Annotated in this window: 18 protein-coding genes and 1 pseudogene; 17 read left to right on the plus strand and 2 right to left on the minus strand. The window is 51.1% G+C overall.

Annotated features, from left to right (window positions below; all coding sequences use genetic code 11):
* Positions 1-146: 146 nt before the first annotated feature.
* From rpsF to rlmH, 16 genes are all read left to right on the plus strand, one after another.
* On the plus strand, positions 147-434 hold the full coding sequence (gene rpsF, locus ETC02_RS11670; protein WP_033008861.1) for a 30S ribosomal protein S6: 288 nt from the start codon (positions 147-149) through the stop codon (positions 432-434).
* A 29-nt stretch (positions 435-463) separates the two neighbouring features.
* Entirely contained in the window at positions 464-958 is a 495-nt protein-coding gene (gene ssb / locus ETC02_RS11675; protein WP_033008862.1) for a single-stranded DNA-binding protein, read from the plus strand.
* Between the two features lie 41 nt (positions 959-999).
* Positions 1,000-1,236, plus strand: coding sequence for a 30S ribosomal protein S18 (gene rpsR, locus ETC02_RS11680; RefSeq protein ID WP_008880812.1), 237 nt, complete (start codon positions 1,000-1,002; stop codon positions 1,234-1,236).
* A 78-nt stretch (positions 1,237-1,314) separates the two neighbouring features.
* Positions 1,315-2,241 (plus strand): YybS family protein, encoded by a 927-nt coding sequence (locus ETC02_RS11685; RefSeq protein WP_033008863.1) that lies wholly within the window; start codon positions 1,315-1,317, stop codon positions 2,239-2,241.
* A 54-nt stretch (positions 2,242-2,295) separates the two neighbouring features.
* A complete protein-coding gene (locus tag ETC02_RS11690) occupies positions 2,296-4,272 on the plus strand; it encodes a DHH family phosphoesterase (protein ID WP_063211308.1) in 1,977 nt (658 codons plus the stop codon).
* The gene (gene rplI, locus ETC02_RS11695) at positions 4,269-4,718 is read left to right on the plus strand and encodes a 50S ribosomal protein L9 (RefSeq protein ID WP_050368025.1); all 450 of its coding nucleotides are present in this window, start codon (positions 4,269-4,271) and stop codon (positions 4,716-4,718) included. The genes ETC02_RS11690 and rplI overlap by 4 nt, the downstream gene beginning before the upstream one ends.
* A gap of 111 nt (positions 4,719-4,829) precedes the next feature.
* A complete protein-coding gene (gene dnaB, locus ETC02_RS11700) occupies positions 4,830-6,194 on the plus strand; it encodes a replicative DNA helicase (RefSeq protein ID WP_033016901.1) in 1,365 nt (454 codons plus the stop codon).
* Between the two features lie 152 nt (positions 6,195-6,346).
* Positions 6,347-7,633, plus strand: coding sequence for an adenylosuccinate synthase (locus ETC02_RS11705; protein WP_033008881.1), 1,287 nt, complete (start codon positions 6,347-6,349; stop codon positions 7,631-7,633).
* Positions 7,634-7,938: 305 nt separating this feature from the next.
* Positions 7,939-8,652, plus strand: coding sequence for a response regulator YycF (gene yycF / locus ETC02_RS11710; RefSeq protein ID WP_095860162.1), 714 nt, complete (start codon positions 7,939-7,941; stop codon positions 8,650-8,652).
* A 6-nt stretch (positions 8,653-8,658) separates the two neighbouring features.
* On the plus strand, positions 8,659-10,488 hold the full coding sequence (gene walK / locus ETC02_RS11715; RefSeq protein ID WP_033016895.1) for a cell wall metabolism sensor histidine kinase WalK: 1,830 nt from the start codon (positions 8,659-8,661) through the stop codon (positions 10,486-10,488).
* Positions 10,481-11,809, plus strand: a complete 1,329-nt coding sequence (locus ETC02_RS11720) for a YycH family regulatory protein (protein WP_095860161.1) — start codon at positions 10,481-10,483, stop codon at positions 11,807-11,809. The genes walK and ETC02_RS11720 overlap by 8 nt, the downstream gene beginning before the upstream one ends.
* A complete protein-coding gene (locus ETC02_RS11725; RefSeq protein WP_050368022.1) occupies positions 11,796-12,581 on the plus strand; it encodes a two-component system regulatory protein YycI in 786 nt (261 codons plus the stop codon). Before ETC02_RS11720 ends, ETC02_RS11725 begins: the two co-directional genes overlap by 14 nt.
* 6 nt (positions 12,582-12,587) lie before the next feature.
* On the plus strand, positions 12,588-13,382 hold the full coding sequence (locus ETC02_RS11730; RefSeq protein ID WP_171698284.1) for an MBL fold metallo-hydrolase: 795 nt from the start codon (positions 12,588-12,590) through the stop codon (positions 13,380-13,382).
* Positions 13,383-13,483: 101 nt separating this feature from the next.
* A complete protein-coding gene (locus ETC02_RS11735; RefSeq protein WP_050368739.1) occupies positions 13,484-14,701 on the plus strand; it encodes a S1C family serine protease in 1,218 nt (405 codons plus the stop codon).
* 59 nt (positions 14,702-14,760) lie between these two features.
* Positions 14,761-14,913 carry a CxxH/CxxC protein gene (locus ETC02_RS11740; protein WP_020754210.1) on the plus strand — a complete coding sequence of 51 codons (153 nt, stop codon included), beginning with the start codon at positions 14,761-14,763 and terminating at the stop codon, positions 14,911-14,913.
* Between the two features lie 83 nt (positions 14,914-14,996).
* Positions 14,997-15,476 carry a 23S rRNA (pseudouridine(1915)-N(3))-methyltransferase RlmH gene (gene rlmH / locus ETC02_RS11745; RefSeq protein ID WP_050368020.1) on the plus strand — a complete coding sequence of 160 codons (480 nt, stop codon included), beginning with the start codon at positions 14,997-14,999 and terminating at the stop codon, positions 15,474-15,476.
* Between the two features lie 371 nt (positions 15,477-15,847).
* On the opposite strand, the gene ETC02_RS11750 is transcribed toward rlmH, so the two are convergent.
* Together ETC02_RS11750 and ETC02_RS11755 are read right to left on the minus strand one after the other, a co-directional pair.
* Positions 15,848-17,086, minus strand: coding sequence for a GGDEF domain-containing protein (locus ETC02_RS11750; RefSeq protein WP_050368019.1), 1,239 nt, complete (start codon positions 17,084-17,086; stop codon positions 15,848-15,850).
* A 17-nt stretch (positions 17,087-17,103) separates the two neighbouring features.
* Positions 17,104-17,274 (minus strand): hypothetical protein, encoded by a 171-nt coding sequence (locus tag ETC02_RS11755; protein ID WP_171698285.1) that lies wholly within the window; start codon positions 17,272-17,274, stop codon positions 17,104-17,106.
* A gap of 991 nt (positions 17,275-18,265) precedes the next feature.
* Here ETC02_RS11755 and ETC02_RS17725 point away from each other — a divergent pair.
* Positions 18,266-18,395 (plus strand): annotated as a pseudogene (locus ETC02_RS17725) (IS110 family transposase); the annotation flags it as partial.

The raw sequence follows: 18,395 nt of genomic DNA on the forward strand, positions 1-18,395 counted from the left end.
CTGGCGAATGTTTCCGTCATCGGAATGAAGCGGAATAGCCTTGCTTATTGCCGCCAGTCATGGTATAATCAACGAATGTGAGTAATGATTATTGCTCCTTGCCCTTCGACGGGAAGGGCCGTTTAGACCAAAAGGAGGTGACGAGCGTGAGAAAATACGAAATCATGTACATCATCCGCCCGAACATGGACGATGAAGCAAGACAAGCTCTCGTCGAGCGGTTTAACAACGTGTTGAAAGAAAACGGTGCGGAGATTACGAATGTGACGGATTGGGGCAAACGCCGTTTAGCCTATGAAATTGAAAAATATCGCGACGGCTACTACATGATTGTCAACGTCACGGCAGAGCCGAAAGCGGTGCAAGAATTTGACCGTTTAGCGCGCATCAGCGAAGACATTATCCGCCATATCGTTGTGAAAGAAGAAGAATAATTTTTTGTATATGGTACGAGGTGGTTCTGATGATTAACCGCGTCATTTTGGTCGGCAGGTTAACGAAAGATCCGGAGTTGCGCTACACTCCAAGCGGAGTGGCTGTTGCCACGTTCACGCTCGCGGTCAACCGCCCGTTTACGAATCAGCAGGGCGAGCGGGAGGCGGATTTTATTCAATGCGTCGTTTGGCGCCGCCAAGCGGAAAACGTCGCCAACTTCTTGAAAAAAGGGAGCTTGGCCGGGGTTGACGGCCGGCTTCAAACCCGCAGCTATGAAAACCAGGAAGGCCGACGCGTGTATGTGACGGAAGTGGTGGCTGACAACGTCCAATTTCTTGAGCCAAAAGGAAGCAATGAGCAGCGTGGGGCAGCAGCAGGCGGATACTATGGGGATCCGTTCCCATTCGGACAAGATCAGAACCACCGTCATTCAAGCGAGAAAGGGGTTGGCCGCCTCGATGAAGATCCTTTTGCCAATGACGGCCAGCCGATTGATATTTCCGACGATGATTTACCGTTTTGAACGATCATGGAAACGATAGAAGCGGAAAGGAGGAACGAAGCATGGCAGGACGGAAAGGCGGTCGTGGCAAACGCCGCAAAGTATGTTATTTCACGGCAAACAACATCACGCACATCGACTACAAAGACGTTGATTTGCTGAAAAAATTCATCTCTGAACGCGGCAAAATTTTACCGCGCCGTGTGACGGGAACGAGCGCGAAATATCAGCGCAAACTGACGGTCGCAATCAAACGGGCGCGCCAAATGGCGCTGTTGCCGTACGTTGCCGATGAGTGAGCTGAAAAAAGCAGTAAGGGGGACCTTACTGCTTTTTCTATTTATGCTGAGTAAACTAGATGGAAAGGAGAACGTTCATTGCGGAAAACGCACGCCCTCACTGAAGCAGCCATCGAACTCGCGCTGTTTGCCGTTTTGTTTTTGATGGCGTTGTACGTGCCGGTGATCGGCTTTGTCGCTGCCCTGTTTTTAGCGCTTCCATTTATGGTGTTTACGATGCGTCACGGGCTTGCCCCTGCCTGGTTGCTGCTCGTTGCGGCTCTCGTTGTCTCCAGCCTTATCGGTTCGTTTTTGTCGCTGCCGATGGCGCTTATGTTTGGCACTGTTGGCATAACGGTCGGCGCGATGTTGGCGAAACAGAAAAACCGCTATCTCATCTGGCTTGTCGGCGCCCTCGTGTTTTTAGCCAACATCGTGCTTGATTACATCATTTCGATTCAATTTTTCCAAGTTGACATGATCCGGGATACGCTTGGTTTAGTGCGCGAGTCGTTTGATACGGCGATGCGCATGATGGAAGCGATGGGCCAAAAGCCGCCAGCTGGGATGCAAAAGCAGCTTGAACAAGGAATCGAACTGATCGGCTACATGGTTCCGACGCTGTTTGTCATCGCTGCGTTGGCGCTCGCCTACGTGACCATCATGGTCTCGCTGCCCATTATGAAGCGGCTGAAGCTCCCGGTCGGCACGTGGCCGCCGTTTCGTGAGCTCTCCTTGCCAAAAAGCGTGCTATGGATATACATCATAGTGCTTGTTCTTTCCATGTTTCCGTTTGCCGAGGGAACTTTCCCTTATATTGCTGTATTGAACCTCTCTTATGTGCTGCAGCTTGCCATGGCAGTACAAGGATTTTCGTTTTTGTATTACGCCGCCTACAAAAAAGGCATTGCGAAAGGCGTGGTGATCGCTGGGACGGTTGTTTGTTTATTCCTGCCTTTTCTACTTTATCTTGTGGCGATATTCGGTATAATTGATTTAGGATTTGATTTGCGCCGCCGCATATAACATATAAATAATTGGATAAGGTGAGCCATTTCTTCAGTGTAGGAGCTGACTTGAATGTCCCATTTTTACGAGAGGAAAGCATACCGCTATCCGTCCTATGCGTTAGCCGCCTTGGCGGTGCTCATGGCGGCCGGCCTGTTTTATTTCCACTGGCTGCTTGGGCTGATCGGCTTTCTCACCGTTGGGTTTACGCTTTATTATGTCATTTGGTCACAGCGCTCTTTGTATCAAGAGCTGGGGCAATATATTTCCAACCTGTCGTATCGGGTGAAGAAAGTCGGCGAGGAAGCGCTTATGCAGATGCCGATCGGCATCATGCTCATCGATGAGGAAGGGAAAATCGAATGGTCGAACCGGTTTTTAGCCTCCTGCTTTAAGGAACAGACGTTGGTTGGCCGCTCGCTTGCCGAGCTGTCCGAACCGTTGGCCGCTTTCGTCAAAAAAGGAAAGGCGGACGAGGAGATTATGGAACTGAACGGAAAACAGCTGAAAGTCATCGTCCGCCGCCACGAACGGCTTCTTTACTTTTTCGATGTTACAGAGCATATGGAGCTGAAACGGCAATATGAGGCAGAGCGGTTGGCGCTGGCGATCATTTTTCTTGATAATTATGATGAAATTACGCAAGGGATGGACGATCAAGCGAAAAGCCAATTGAACAGCCTTGTAACCTCTGTGTTGAACCGATGGGCGAACGATTACGGCATCTTTTTAAAGCGAACGTCGTCGGATCGATTCATTGCCGTATTGAATGAGCACATATTGACCCGGTTGGAAAAAAGCAAATTTTCTATTTTGGATGAGGTGCGCGAGCAGACGGCCAAACACCAAGCCCAGCTCACGTTGAGCATCGGCATTGGCGCCGGCGTATCCCCACTGCCAGAACTTGGGACGCTTGCGCAATCGAGCTTGGATTTGGCGCTCGGGCGCGGCGGCGATCAAGTAGCGATCAAACACGGAAACGGAAAAGTGAAGTTTTATGGCGGAAAAACGAACCCGATGGAAAAGCGGACACGCGTCCGCGCCCGCGTCATTTCCCATGCGCTTCGCGAGCTCATCGCTGAAAGCGATAGGGTGCTCATTATGGGGCATAAATATCCGGATATGGACGCGCTCGGGGCGGCGATTGGCATTTTAAAGGTCGTTCAATCAAACCAAAAGGAAGGGTTTATTGTTGTTGACCAGGCAAAAACGGATGCAGGTGCGCAACGGCTGCTCGAAGAAATGAGAAAACATGCTGATTTATGGTCGAGATGCATCAAACCGGAGCAGGCGCTTGAGCTCGTGACAGAAGATACGCTGCTCATCGTCGTGGATACGCACCGTCCGTCGCTTGTCATTGAAGAACGACTGCTGTACCGCATGGATCATATCGTCGTCATCGATCATCATCGTCGCGGCGAAGAGTTTATTGAAGCGCCGATTCTCGTCTACATGGAGCCGTACGCTTCATCGACATCGGAATTGGTCACCGAGCTGCTTGAGTACCAGCCGAAGCGGGTGAAGCTGTCGATGCTGGAGGCGACGGCGCTTCTTGCCGGCATCGTCGTTGACACAAAGAGTTTTACGCTCCGCACCGGTTCCCGCACGTTCGATGCGGCGTCGTATTTGCGCGCCCAAGGAGCGGATACGGTGCTTGTGCAAAAATTGCTGCGGGAAAGCGTAACGAATTACGTCAGACGGGCGAAATTGATCGAGCGGACGGTGATTGATGAACACGGCATCGCCATCGCCAAGGGGGGCGAGAACGAGGTGCACGATCAAGTGTTGATCGCGCAAACCGCCGATACGCTTCTGACGCTGAGCGGCGTCGCCGCCTCTTTCGTCATTTCCAAGCGGGCAGATGGGACGGTCGGCATCAGCGCCCGCTCGCTTGGCGACATCAACGTGCAAGTCATTATGGAGAAGTTGGGCGGGGGCGGACATTTGACAAATGCTGCCGCCCAACTGTCCGGGGTGACGGTCGGAGAGGCGGAGCGGCAACTGCGCGAAGCCATTCATGACTATTTTGAGGGGGGTAAGCCATCATGAAGGTCATCTTTTTAAAGGATGTCAAAGGAAAAGGGAAAAAAGGGGAAATCAAAAACGTCGCCGACGGCTATGCCAACAACTTCTTATTTAAACAAGGGCTGGCCATTGAAGCGACGCCAGCCAATTTAAAAGCGCTCGAGACGCAAAAACAAAAAGAGCAGCGCCAGGCGGCCGAGGAGCTGGCGAATGCGAAAAAATTGAAAGAACAGCTTGAGAAGCTGACAGTAACCATTCCAGCAAAGGCAGGCGAAGGCGGCCGTTTGTTCGGCTCGATTACGAGCAAACAAATCGCCGAGTCGCTGCAAGCCCAACACGGCTTGAAGCTCGACAAGCGCAAAATTGAGCTTGCCGATGCCATTCGCGCGCTTGGATACACGAACGTGCCGGTGAAACTCCACCCAGAGGTAACGGCGACGCTGAAAGTGCATGTGACAGAACAAAAATAACGGCGACGTCTCATTTCAGGAAGCGAAGATGCCCCCGCCCGCTGCGGCGGGGCTCCTTTGCTTATTAGCTGCAACAGAGAAAGATACAACGGGGGAAAAGGTGGTGAAACGATGAGCGAGCTGTTTTCAGAACGAATTCCTCCACAAAGCATTGAAGCTGAGCAAGCGGTGCTTGGCGCCGTATTTTTGGATCCCGCTGCGTTAGTGCCTGCTTCGGAAATTTTAATCCCAGAGGATTTTTACCGTGCAGCCCATCAAAAAATTTTTCACGCCATGCTTCGCGTCGCCGACAGGGGGGAGCCGGTCGATTTGGTGACGGTGACGGCGGAACTCGCCGCTTCCGAGCAGCTTGAGGAAATCGGCGGCGTCTCCTACTTAAGCGAGCTCGCCGACGCCGTGCCGACAGCGGCCAACGTCGAATATTACGCCCGCATCGTCGAGGAAAAATCGGTGCTGCGCCGCCTCATCCGCACAGCGACATCGATCGCGCAAGACGGATATACAAGGGAAGACGAGATCGACGTTTTGCTTGATGAAGCTGAGCGCAAAATTATGGAGGTTTCCCAACGGAAGCATTCGGGCGCCTTTAAAAATATTAAGGACATTCTCGTGCAAACGTATGACAATATTGAGATGCTCCATAACCGGGATGGGGAAATCACCGGCATCCCGACCGGGTTCACCGAGCTTGACCGGATGACGTCCGGTTTTCAGCGGAGCGATTTGATTATCGTGGCCGCCCGGCCGTCGGTTGGGAAAACAGCGTTCGCCTTAAATATTGCCCAAAATGTAGCGACGAAAACGAATGAAAATGTCGCCATTTTCAGTTTGGAGATGAGCGCCCAGCAGCTGGTGATGCGGATGCTTTGTGCAGAAGGCAACATTAACGCGCAAAACTTGCGCACCGGCAAATTGACGCCGGAAGACTGGGGCAAGCTGACGATGGCGATGGGGAGTTTATCGAACGCCGGCATTTATATCGACGACACGCCGAGCATCCGCGTCAGCGACATTCGCGCCAAATGCCGCCGGCTTAAGCAGGAAAGCGGGCTCGGCATGATTGTCATCGATTATTTGCAGCTCATTCAAGGGAGCGGACGTAGCAAAGAAAATCGCCAACAGGAAGTATCGGAAATTTCCCGCTCGCTGAAGGCGCTCGCCCGCGAGCTTGAAGTGCCGGTCATCGCCTTGTCGCAGCTGTCGCGCAGCGTCGAGCAGCGCCAAGACAAACGGCCGATGATGTCCGATATTCGTGAATCCGGAAGCATTGAGCAAGACGCCGACATTGTCGCCTTTTTGTACCGCGATGACTATTACAACAAAGATTCTGAGAACAAAAACATCATTGAAATCATTATTGCCAAACAGCGCAATGGTCCAGTCGGAACGGTGCAGCTCGCTTTTATTAAAGAGTATAATAAGTTTGTCAACCTAGAGCGCCGCTTCGATGAGGCGCAAATTCCGCCGGGGGCGTAAACCGGCTCACGTTGGCGGCAGGCGCCTCCTTTCGGGTTTAATAGACGAACAAAAAGTTTATAACTGTTTAAAATGTTCGTGTTTCATTGACTTTGCACCGAAAAACTGATACACTGACAATGTTTAGACCGAGGAAACTGGAGGTGCTCGCCATGTCGTCAGTCGTTGTTGTCGGCACGCAATGGGGTGATGAAGGAAAAGGGAAAATTACAGACTTTTTATCGGAAAACGCGGAAGTCATTGCCCGGTACCAGGGAGGGAACAACGCCGGACACACGATCGTGTTTAACGGAGAGCGGTATAAGCTTCACTTAATCCCGTCGGGCATTTTTTATAAAGACAAAATTTGCGTCATCGGCAACGGCATGGTCGTTGATCCGAAAGCGCTTGTCGCCGAGCTTTCCTATTTGCATGAGCGCGGCGTTTCGACCGATAATTTGCGCATCAGCAACCGCGCCCATGTCATTTTGCCGTATCATTTGAAATTGGATGGGCTTGAGGAAGAGCGGAAAGGCGCCAATAAAATCGGCACGACGAAAAAAGGAATCGGGCCGGCGTACATGGATAAAGCAGCGCGCATCGGCATCCGCATCATCGATTTGCTCGACCGCGATGTGTTTGCGGAAAAGCTGGCCCGCAACTTGGAAGAGAAAAACATGTTGTTCGAAAAAGTGTACGGTGCCGAAGGGTTCCGCTTCGAGGACATTTTTGAAGAGTATTACGAGTATGGCCAGCAAATCGCAAAATACGTCTGTGATACATCGGTCGTATTGAACAACGCGCTTGATGAAGGACGCCGCGTCCTGTTTGAAGGAGCGCAAGGCGTCATGCTCGATATCGACCAAGGGACGTACCCGTTTGTTACGTCTTCCAACCCGGTGGCCGGCGGGGTGACGATCGGTGCTGGCGTTGGCCCGACGAAAATCAAGCACGTCGTCGGAGTGGCAAAAGCCTATACGACGCGCGTCGGCGATGGGCCGTTCCCGACCGAGCTGCATGATGAAATCGGCGACCGCATTCGTGAAGTGGGCCGCGAATATGGGACGACAACCGGCCGTCCGCGCCGCGTCGGCTGGTTTGACAGCGTCGTCGTTCGCCATGCCCGCCGGGTGAGCGGCATCACCGACTTGTCGCTCAATTCGATTGACGTGTTGACCGGCATTGAAACGTTGAAAATTTGCGTCGCCTACCGATATCGCGGTGAAGTGATCGAGGAGTTTCCAGCCAGCTTAAAAGTTTTGGCGGAATGCGAGCCGATTTACGAAGAGCTGCCGGGCTGGACGGAAGATATCACCGGGGTGAGAAGCTTGGACGAGCTGCCGGCCAATGCCCGTCACTATGTCGAACGCATTTCCCAACTCACCGGCATCCCGCTTTCGATTTTCTCTGTCGGTCCGGACCGCTCGCAAACGAACGTCGTCCGCAGCGTTTATGCATAAGCGGCTAGCGGTGAACACCAAAGCATAGATGCACATGCGTCTATGCTTTTTTCATTCGCGGAGGAAAAGCGGTCCCGTCCGTGGTCGGGGTCATGCGCGTGCGTCTATGCCCTTTTCACTGTATAGATGCAACGAAATCGTTTAACATATCCTTGGCGGAAAAGTGGCTCATCCATTTTTGACTGTCGAAGGCAAGCCTATGGTTTGCTCCTCAAAATGGCAGCGGGCAAAGGATGATTTCGTTTTTATAACGTGGTAAATTAATAATGATAGCATTCCATCGCAAAAGGAAGGGCGTGAGCGAGATGGAAAAACGCATTTTAGTTGTTGACGACGAAAAACCGATTGCCGATATTTTGCAATTTAACTTACAAAAAGAAGGGTACGAAGTCATCTGCGCCTATGACGGCGAGGAAGCGCTGCAAAAAGTGGAAGAAACGATGCCGGATTTGATTTTATTGGATATTATGCTGCCGCTGAAAGACGGCATGGAAGTATGCCGCGAGGTGCGGAAAAAATACGACATGCCGATCATCATGCTGACGGCGAAAGATTCCGAGATTGATAAAGTGCTTGGTTTGGAGCTGGGGGCGGACGATTATGTGACAAAGCCGTTCAGCACGCGCGAGCTGCTGGCGCGAGTCAAAGCGAACTTGCGCCGCCATGCGCAAACAGCCAACCAAGAGGAAGTGGAGAATGAAACGAATGAAATCGTCATCGGGCCGCTTGTCATCCGTCCAGATGCGTACGTCGTGCAAAAACGGGGGGAGACGATCGCGTTGACCCATCGCGAATTTGAACTGCTCCACTATTTGGCGAAACATATCGGCCAAGTGATGACGCGCGAACACTTGCTGCAAACGGTTTGGGGCTACGACTATTACGGCGATGTGCGCACGGTCGATGTGACGGTAAGAAGGCTGCGTGAAAAAATCGAAGACAACCCTTCCCATCCGTCGTGGATCGTCACAAGACGGGGCGTCGGCTATTATTTGCGCAACCCGGAACAGGAGTCATGAGTCGGCATGAAAAAAGTAGGGCCATTTCGTTCGATCCGCTTTAAGTTTGTTATTATTTATGTGCTGCTCATTCTTGTTGCCATGCAAATCATCGGCGTGTATTTTGTCCGTAAGTTGGAAACGGAGCTTGTGCAAAATTTCAAAAACTCACTGAACGAACGGGTGACGCTGCTCGCCTATAACGTCGAGCAGGCAATGAATCGGGAGCGCGATGAAAAAAGCCCGACATTGGAAGAAGACATCCGTTCGCTTCTTCATGATTTCGTTTCTCAAGATATTTCCGAAGTGCGCGTCATTGATGCCAAAGGGAAGGTGTTGGCGACGTCGAATCCGTATATGCAAAACATCGTCGGGAAGCGGACGACGGAGATTTACGTGAAGCGTTCGCTCGTCACCGGCGAAACTGTCGACCGGATGATGCTTGATTCAAGGACAGGCCATCGTATGTACATTTCCTCGACTCCGATTAAGACGAGCGGGGAAGTCAAAGGGGTCATTTACGTTATTGCCTCAATGGAAAACGTCTTTTCGCAAATGCGGCAAATCAACATGATTTTGGCGACTGGGACGGGGATCGCGCTCGCCATTACCGCCGTGCTCGGCATTTTTTTGTCACGCACCATCACCCGGCCGATTTCCGATATGCGCCGGCAAGCGCTGGCGATGACAAGGGGCGATTTTTCCCGCAAAGTCAAAGTGTACGGCTACGATGAAATCGGCCAGCTGGCGATGACCTTTAACAACTTGACGAAAAAACTGCAGGAAGCGCAGGCGACAACGGAAGGCGAACGGCGCAAGCTTGAGTCGGTGTTGACGCACATGACCGATGGCGTGATCGCGACCGACCGCCGCGGCCGCGTCATTCTCATTAATGATGCGGCGTTAAACATTTTGAATGTTTCACGTGAAACAGTGCTGTCGAGTTCGATCGTCGACGTGCTCGGCATCGCTGACCAATATACGTTTGAAACGCTGCTCGAGGAACGCGACTCACTCATTTTGGATTTCAGCACCGATGAGGAATTGTACATTTTGCGGGCGTCACTATCGGTCATTCAAAAAGAGGGCGGGTTTGTCAACGGGCTGATTGTCGTTTTGCACGACATCACCGAGCAAGAAAAAATCGACCGCGAGCGGCGGCAGTTCGTCGCCAATGTCTCGCATGAGCTGCGCACGCCCTTGACGACAATGAAAAGCTATTTAGAGGCATTGGCGGATGGCGCCTGGCAAGATAAAGACATCGCTCCAAGGTTCATTCAAGTCGTGCAAAATGAAACGGAGCGCATGATTCGGCTCGTCAACGACTTGCTTCATCTGTCGAAGCTCGACAGCAAAGATTACAAGCTGAAAAAGACATGGATCAATTTTTCGGCTTATTTTCATAAAGTGATTGACCGGTTTGAACTGACAAAAAGCGATAACATCCGGTTCGTTCGTAAAATTCCGCGCCAGGCGATTTTCATCGAAGTGGATGAGGACAAAATCACACAAGTATTGGATAACATCATTTCCAATGCGTTGAAATACTCTCCGCAAGGCGGGACGATCACGTTCCGCGTCCGCGAGCTGGCCGACGAGATCATTGTCAGCGTCAGCGACGAAGGGGTCGGCATCCCGAAGGCCGATTTGGCGAAAATTTTTGAGCGTTTTTACCGGGTCGATAAGGCGCGGTCGCGCAAATTGGGCGGCACCGGCCTCGGACTGGCCATTGCCAAAGAAGTCGTGCTCGCCCATGGCGGGACGATTTGGGCGGAAAGCAAAGAACATAAAGGGACGACGATTTATTTTACGCTGCCGCTAGAACGGGAGCAAAAGGATGACTGGTACGATGTATGAAGCGATCAAAACAGTTGTGTTGACGTCGCTTGTGCTCATCAGCATTATGATGACGTTTGCTTTATGGACGTATCATCCTAAATATGACGTGCTGCAAAACGACGAGTATATTCAGCACGTTTCCGTCAGCAATACGCAAGTTGATACGGCGATGGTCGTGCAGCCAAAGCAGGTGCTCATCCATAAAGGCGGAGCCCACTACGCCCTCACGAAAGAGGAAAAGAAAAATGAAGTGCTGAAAGAAGTCAAAAAATGGGCGCTCGACGATTTTGAGAACATTTCATCTTCCGTCCCGCAAGGAAAGTTTTTGTCGTTTTTAGACGGAAAAGAGCGGCTGGAAATCATTTACCCAGACGAGCTGCCGATCGATATTTACCGGTTGATCTTCACGGTGGAAGATAGAGGGCTTGATGGCTTGGCATTTGACCGCATTCTCGTTCCATTCAGTGAAGGGGATAAATTCCCAGTCTATTTTATCGCAACCGATAAGCACAAAATTTATAAGGCGACCGCCAGTGACGCTTCGCAGGACGCCATCAGCCGGCTGGCGAAGGAGGCCAACCATTTTCCCCGTTATTTCGCTTATCCGGTCAGCGAGACGAAGCAGCTTTATTTGCCGGAAAAAGAAGTGGAGCTTAGCAGTTTGCAATACTACACCGATGAGTTGGACGCCGATAAGTTTAAAGAAGCGCTGTTTAGCGACCCGAGCTTTGTGAAAAAGGACTTGATTCCGTTTGGCGAGGAGTACACCGATGGTTCGCGGCTGATGGACGTCGATTTCTTTCAGCGCATGCTGCTGTATGTCAATCCGGCAGCCCGTGTCTCCAATATGGGCCAAACTGATCAAGAAACTCACTTCATTCAAAAAAGCATTGATTTTGTCAATGAACATGGCGGCTGGACTGATGTATACCATTTTGCCCGTTGGAGTGAAGAAGATCGGAAAGTCATTTTCCGGCTTGTTGTCAACGGGTATCCGGTTTTTAATGAATACGGCATGTCGGAAATCGTGGAGACGTGGGGGGCGAGCGATTTAATGAAATATCAGCGCCCGCTCTTCCGTCTGGAAATCCCCGACCGCACCCGAACCCCGAAAACGCTGCCGTCCGGCCGTGAGATCGTCAAACAGCTTGAACAAGCGAAAGGCGTTCGCAAATCGCTCGTGAAAGATATCGCCATCGGCTACGAGCTCGTCAAAGATCCGGAACGGGAGAAAGTGATTCGTCTGGAACCGGCGTGGTTTTATTTGTACGAGCAAACGTGGAAAAAAGTGAGCGACGATGGGGACGGCGGAGGAGGGGGAACGAATGGATTGGAGTAAAACGAAGACGATTTTCATCATTGTGTTCCTCATCCTCGACTGCTTTTTAGTGTATCAGTTTATGGAAAAACGAAACAGCAGCCAGCTTGATGTCATTTTGGAAACGACCATTGAAGAGCAGCTCGAAGCGAACGGCATCACGTATGTGGAGCTGCCGAAAGAAGTGACGAAAGCGGCGTACGTCAGCGGCAAAAGCCGAGCGTTTACCGCCGCCGATACGAAAAAACTGTCCGCGCAAAAAGCAAAAATCGAAGAAGGAGAAACGAAATTGAAAGGAACGTTTCTCCATCCCATTGCTTTAAATGTCAGCGACCCGTACCAGTTGCGCGAGTTTTTGCGGCGCTATATTTTGGATGGGGAGCAGTACGCCCTTTGGTCATTTGATGAAGGGGAAGGAACGGTAATTTGTTACCAAGTGTACGAAGGCAAAATGATTTATGGCAACGAAAACAGCAAGCTCATCATTCATGTCAATAAGCAGCAAAAAGCGGTTTCTTATGAACAGACGATGCTCGATGACTTGGAAAAATACGAGCGGAAACAAGACATCGTTCCGGCCATTAAAGCTCTTGAGACGCTGTACCGGAAAGGGCATTTGCAGCCGGGCGACCGCGTCACGAAAGTGGAGCTTGGCTATTACGGGCTTGTTCAATTTACTGCATCCCAAGTGTTGACTCCAACTTGGCATATTGTTGTCAATCGGAAGGAAGACTATTTCGTCAATGCGTTTGAAGGGCAAGTGATCAATGATCAAGGAAATGTGCTGGAGTGAAAGAACATGACGATGCGATTTAGTGTACTGGCCAGCGGCAGCACCGGCAACGCGTTTTACGTTGAAACGGACCGCCAACGCTTGCTCGTCGACGCCGGGTTGAGCGGCAGGCAGCTTGAGCAGCTGTTTGCCGAAATCGGCCGCCATCCAAAGGAGCTTGATGGGCTGCTTGTCACCCATGAACATAGCGACCACATTAAAGGGCTTGGGGTGCTCGCTCGCAAATACCGCCTGCCTGTGTATGCGAATGAAAAAACATGGCGGGCGATGGAACAGGCCGTCGGCGACATTCCGGCCGAACAAAAATTTGTCTTTCCACTCGGCGCGGTGAGGACGTTCGGCGATGTGGATGTCGAATCGTTTGGCGTCTCTCACGATGCGGCTGAACCGATGTTTTACGTCTTTCACTACGGGGGAAAAAAGCTTGCGTTGCTCACCGACACCGGCTACGTGAGCGAGCGGATCAAAAAGACGATCGAAAATGCGGATGTGTTCGTGTTTGAAAGCAACCACGACGTCGGGATGCTGCGGATGGGGAGATATCCGTGGAGCGTCAAGCGCCGCATTTTAAGCGATGTCGGCCATATTTCGAACGAGGAAGCAGGGCTGGCGCTTGCCGATGTGATCGGGGAGCGGACAAAACAAGTGTATTTGGCTCATTTAAGTCAAGATAACAATATGAAAGAGCTGGCGCGCATGACCGTGACGCAAGTGTTGGAACAGAAAGGCTTAGCGGTCGGCGCCCGCTTTCGTTTGTATGATACCGATCCGCGTCGGGCGACGGCACTAGCGTATGTATAAAGCCCGTTTTGCCGAAACTGAGGGAGACACATTTGTTGGATTTTTTCTCCTGTTCATGATTATAATGAGGGATGGAGACGAATGCGGAAAGGGTGGTGAATGTGGGATATTACGATGACCATTACGAAGCGCACGGGCAAACGAGACGGAAACGGCGCAGCGGTTCGTTTTTGTCCACGCTTGTCGGCGCTGTGTTAGGAGGATTGCTCGTCCTCATGTCCATTCCGGCGCTTTCCCGTTGGGACGTCCTCCCGTACGACGTCGTGCCGTCGCAAGAGGAACGAGGGGAGCCGGAAGGGGAAAGTGAAGCTCCTGCGGTTCGGCAAAGCGTTTCCGTCGATGTGACGACGGCGGTGACAAAGGCGATCGACCAAGTATCGGATGCGGTTGTCGGCGTTGTCAACATTCAAGAAGCCAGCTTCTGGTCGCAAGGAGGCGAGGCTGGCGTCGGATCGGGCGTCATTTACAAGAAAGCGGGAGGACGGGCGTTTATCGTCACGAACCATCATGTTGTTGAAAACGCCAGTCAGCTCGAAGTGAGCCTCAAAGATGGGACGAGAGTGCCGGCGAAGCTGCTGGGCAGCGATGTGCTGATGGACTTGGCTGTGCTGGAAATCGATGCAAAGCATGTGAAAAAGGTGGCTGAGTTCGGCGACTCCGACGCGGTAAAGCCAGGAGAGCCGGTCATCGCCATCGGCAACCCGCTCGGCCTGCAGTTCGCCGGGTCGGTGACGCAAGGCATTATTTCCGGGACGAACCGGACGGTGGAAGTTGACTTGGACCAGGACGGCGCTCCGGATTGGAATGCGGAAGTATTGCAGACAGACGCAGCCATTAACCCGGGCAACAGCGGCGGCGCCCTCGTCAACATCAAAGGGCAAGTCATCGGCATCAACTCGATGAAAATCGCCCAAGAGGCGGTTGAAGGCATCGGGTTCGCGATCCCGATCAACACGGCCATTCCGATCATTTCGGACTTGGAAAAATACGGACAAGTGCGCCGTCCGTACATGGGCGTTGAACTTCGCTCGCTGAGCGACATCCCATCGTACCATTTGCAGGCGACGCTCCATTTGCCGCCGAATGTAACAGAAGGGGCCGCGGTCATCCAAGTCGTGCCGATGTCGCCAGCCGCCCAGGCAGGCTTAAAACAGTTTGATGTCATCGTGGCGCTTGATGGCGAAAAAATCCGCAATGTGCTCGACTTGCGCAAATATTTGTATACGAAAAAATCGATCGGCGACCGGATGGAAGTCACGTTTTATCGTGATGGGGAAAAACGCACGGTCACGATGAAGTTGGCGCGTGAGTCGTATTAAACGAAAACGATGGAGGAGCGGAAACGCTCCTTCTTTTTTCCACAAGGAAAGGAGCGAGAATGATGATATTCACATGTGAGGAGCACATCGATATGGCCATTGACGAATATGTGGATGAGACGGAGCAGGCCCCTGATGTCATGTTTGTGGATAACAGCGAAAAACTGTGCCGTTTTTGCGAGAAAAAGGCTGTCTATGCCGTAGGATGCTGATGTTTTTGCACAATATGTGGATATGTGTTGTGTATATGTGGATAAATATTGTTGATAAGTTGTTTGTAAGGTGGGGATGATGTGTGCATATTTCCATTGCCGCTGTGGGCAAATTGAAGGAAAAATATTTAATTCAAGGGATCAATGAGTACACAAAGCGTCTGTCCGCATATGCAAAAATTGAGATAATTGAGGTCGCCGATGAAAAAACCTCCGAACGGGCAAGCGAACTTGAGGAAGAGCAAATCAGACAGCGGGAAGGCGAGCGGCTGTTGGCGAAAATTCCGCATGACGCCCACGTCATCGCGCTTGCGATTGAAGGAAAGATGAAATCGTCCGAGCAATTTGCCGCCCGTCTTGACGAGCTTGCCACTTACGGCAAAAGCAAAATCGTTTTTATCATCGGCGGTTCGCTCGGTTTAAGCAAACAAGTGATGGCGCGCGCTGACGAGGCGTTGTCGTTTTCGAAAATGACGTTTCCTCACCAGCTCATGCGTCTCATTTTGCTCGAGCAGATTTACCGCGCATTTCGGATTAACCGGGGGGAGCCGTATCACAAGTGAGCCGTCCCCTTTTACTTTGGGGGATGTTTTTTAATACTTTTTTCTCAGTTTAGCTGGTTTTGTTCCGATAATGTTTCGTGTGATACATAAATGGTGACACGATGTTCGGACGTTTTATCGGCAAACAACGACTTTAACATCGCCCCAAGAGGCAAGGGGTATGCGTCGTTAGTCGCCGTAACAAGATCAATCAAAGGGCCCTCACCACCTTATTGAACTATTCCTCTTCTGTCATCCATTACTGAAAAGGATGAAGAAGTTTGCCTTGGCAGTGCAGCCGAGGATAGCCCCATTTTTTCGTTAATGTATGGTGGCTGCGCCGTTTTTGCTTAGGCCGGACGGTGCGGAGAAAACAAAAAGGAGCTGCCCCGTCACGCAACTCCCCCGCATTGGGCTGATACTTTATTTTTGCCGCTTTCTTTCGAACGGAGCAATAAATGGTCGGCATAAATGTACGCTTTTTCAATTGACATCGTTCCTTCTGCTTGACAAAAGTAAAGACCGAACGACGACGTATAGGCAATGGGACGTTTCGCCGCCATATAATCGACCAACACGGTGCTGCGGCGCACGGCTTCTCGAATCTCCTCGACAAGCCGGACGCTCTCTTCAAACGTGCGATGACGCAAAAACATCGTAAATTCTTCACCGCCGCTGCGGAACAAAAAATCGCCCTCTTTGAGAAACTGTTTCAAGGTTGAGGCAAAATGGCGGATCACCTCGTCGCCGACGGCATGGTTATACGTGTCGTTGATCGTTTTAAAATTGTCGATATCGGCGACGACGACGCCAATCCATTCACCGGATCCGTTTAGCTTGGCGATCGTTTTGTCCATGTAGGCACGGTTATGGATGCCGGTCAAAAAGTCGGTGTAGGCCATTTTTTCGAAGTGGTCGCGTTCTAGTTTATGCTGGATGCTTTGCGATTTGGAAAAGAACGAGCGGCTGACGAAGTAATTCAGCAAAAATAAGCTCAAAAGCATATCCCACCGCTGTTCTTGCAAAAAGAGAAATAACAGACCGTTTGTCAGCGCCGTTTTTCCCATGTCCATCCAGCTTCTCGTCTTAATAAAGTCCAACGCCTCGCGCTGTGTCTGAATGTCGCCGGTTATATAAAAAATGATGATCAGGCAACAGTCAGTCAAAAAGGAAACGACGATGACGAGCAGGAATAAAAGCAGCCAGAAGCCAATGGACGGAATAGACTGAAACAGCGGACCAAGGAGATTGTATAAGGCAAACGCGAGCGAATTGAACGTCACAAACGAGCCGATGTTGTACAATGTGTGCAGCCATTCATCGGGTTCCGCTGTTTTCAAATATTTTTTTGCTATATGTTCAGTCAAGCGAAACAACGCTTCAAAGATAAACAGCCCGAACGGGCCGGCAAATAAGGCGAACGATAAACTATAGTTAATGCCGTAATCAACGGGAATATTGTTTTTCGTTTTGTCTATGACGCGCAAGTGCGAATACAAGCTGGAAAACAGCCAATAAAACAGCAAGGCGATCATATATGTACGATCGAAGGAAGGCGGTTTTGACATAACCGCAACAGCAATCGATGCGAAAAAAACGGAAAAAATAACCGGTCGCGCTCGGAATAACATGTCGACTCTCTCTCCTATTATCTGACCTCTGACAACTTCAGCGCTGGCGAAGCGATGCCAAAAAGAGGATGATCACTCCTATGCCGGTGGCCGTTGGCGATCAATTGACGGATTGTTAGACAGACAAGGCGGATGGCGATCGGAAACAGCTGCTTCTTGGCGTTGGCGGCGTCAATCATGTTCCCCATGGGAACAAACGAACATATAACTAATTCTATTATAGTACTATATAACCAATTCTGAAAATAGAAAAAAAGCGGCTGTCTCCGTCTTTTTTCGTCAAAATTTGACATCATGAGCGATGCCGCTAGATCCTGCCTCTTTCGTTGTATATAATACGAGCGGCGAAAGGACGGGGATCAAACATCGATCGTTCCATCAGCACCATCGGGCGGGGACGAGAGACCGCGAGTTTCTGGAAATCAAATGTACGCCGGACTGAGGGCGCTGCACTTCCGAGCTGAGCCTATGGAAAATCGCGGCGACGGAAGTGCGCAGCGTTGCCTTCGTTGATCGCGGTCAAGACTGTTTCAACGGTCATTGGCCCATTCGGCATCTATCTGTTTGCCTGCCCGATAAAGGAAACGGCATTTTCGTTGGCGAAAACAATAGTAAGGGGCGACCGCCGCTCTGACCGCGATGGCCATCGTCTGTGCCGCTGCGGCCTAGTGGCTTGCGCCGCACGGATATGAATCCGCTGTTCGTGCGGCCGGCTGCGTTTGCATCGTTATGGCCATGTGTCGCCCCGTTTCACGACATCGAGGAGGGAAAAAGATGAAGGTCGTCATTGCCCCAGATTCGTTTAACAACCCATACGCCGCAAGTCCCCCGCCTCTAAGCGAAGCGTAGGCGGGGGATACGCGGCGTCCTTTTTTTTACTTTTGATCAAAAAAAGTAAAAAAATGGGAGAATCGATGAAAAAAGAATATAGACTCCCATGACAAAAAAATTTCGTCACCATCGGAAGGATGAAAACAACCTTCTGTCGAATGGTCTCCTTGCAGCTGGGGTCATGAGGTCGTTGTATCTATGGTACGTAAAAGTCCGATATATAGACGGACCCCAGTAGTCTGGTGCACTACGGAATGTCGCTCCCTTGAGGGAAGCACGCAGGATAGAATGCTTGAACAAAGGCTACTGCACCAGCTGTTTTTGAGAACGAAGCAGGGAGGGAGACCGCTGCGCGTCTTGTATGAACGCTGTTGCGGATTGGACGTGCATAAGCAATCGATTACGGCTTGCGCCCTTACCCCTGAAGGAAAAGAGATTCGCACGTTTGGTACGCTGACCGACGATCTCGAGGAGTTGG

It is taken from the genome of Geobacillus sp. DSP4a, from assembly GCF_013096875.1.
GTDB classification, from domain to species: domain Bacteria; phylum Bacillota; class Bacilli; order Bacillales; family Anoxybacillaceae; genus Geobacillus; species Geobacillus thermophilus.

Coding starts and splice junctions, on each gene's coding strand:
- ETC02_RS11720 (WP_095860161.1), top strand. CDS start 10,481: ATGTATGAAGCGATCAAAACAGTTGTGTTGACGTCGCTTGTGCTCATC.
- ETC02_RS11740 (WP_020754210.1), top strand. CDS start 14,761: ATGATGATATTCACATGTGAGGAGCACATCGATATGGCCATTGACGAA.
- ETC02_RS11750 (WP_050368019.1), bottom strand. CDS start 17,086: ATGTTATTCCGAGCGCGACCGGTTATTTTTTCCGTTTTTTTCGCATCG.
- ETC02_RS11755 (WP_171698285.1), bottom strand. CDS start 17,274: ATGGGGAACATGATTGACGCCGCCAACGCCAAGAAGCAGCTGTTTCCG.
- yycF (WP_095860162.1), top strand. CDS start 7,939: ATGGAAAAACGCATTTTAGTTGTTGACGACGAAAAACCGATTGCCGAT.
- ETC02_RS11730 (WP_171698284.1), top strand. CDS start 12,588: ATGACGATGCGATTTAGTGTACTGGCCAGCGGCAGCACCGGCAACGCG.
- walK (WP_033016895.1), top strand. CDS start 8,659: ATGAAAAAAGTAGGGCCATTTCGTTCGATCCGCTTTAAGTTTGTTATT.
- ETC02_RS11690 (WP_063211308.1), top strand. CDS start 2,296: ATGTCCCATTTTTACGAGAGGAAAGCATACCGCTATCCGTCCTATGCG.
- ssb (WP_033008862.1), top strand. CDS start 464: ATGATTAACCGCGTCATTTTGGTCGGCAGGTTAACGAAAGATCCGGAG.
- rpsR (WP_008880812.1), top strand. CDS start 1,000: ATGGCAGGACGGAAAGGCGGTCGTGGCAAACGCCGCAAAGTATGTTAT.
- dnaB (WP_033016901.1), top strand. CDS start 4,830: ATGAGCGAGCTGTTTTCAGAACGAATTCCTCCACAAAGCATTGAAGCT.
- ETC02_RS11725 (WP_050368022.1), top strand. CDS start 11,796: ATGGATTGGAGTAAAACGAAGACGATTTTCATCATTGTGTTCCTCATC.
- rplI (WP_050368025.1), top strand. CDS start 4,269: ATGAAGGTCATCTTTTTAAAGGATGTCAAAGGAAAAGGGAAAAAAGGG.
- ETC02_RS11705 (WP_033008881.1), top strand. CDS start 6,347: ATGTCGTCAGTCGTTGTTGTCGGCACGCAATGGGGTGATGAAGGAAAA.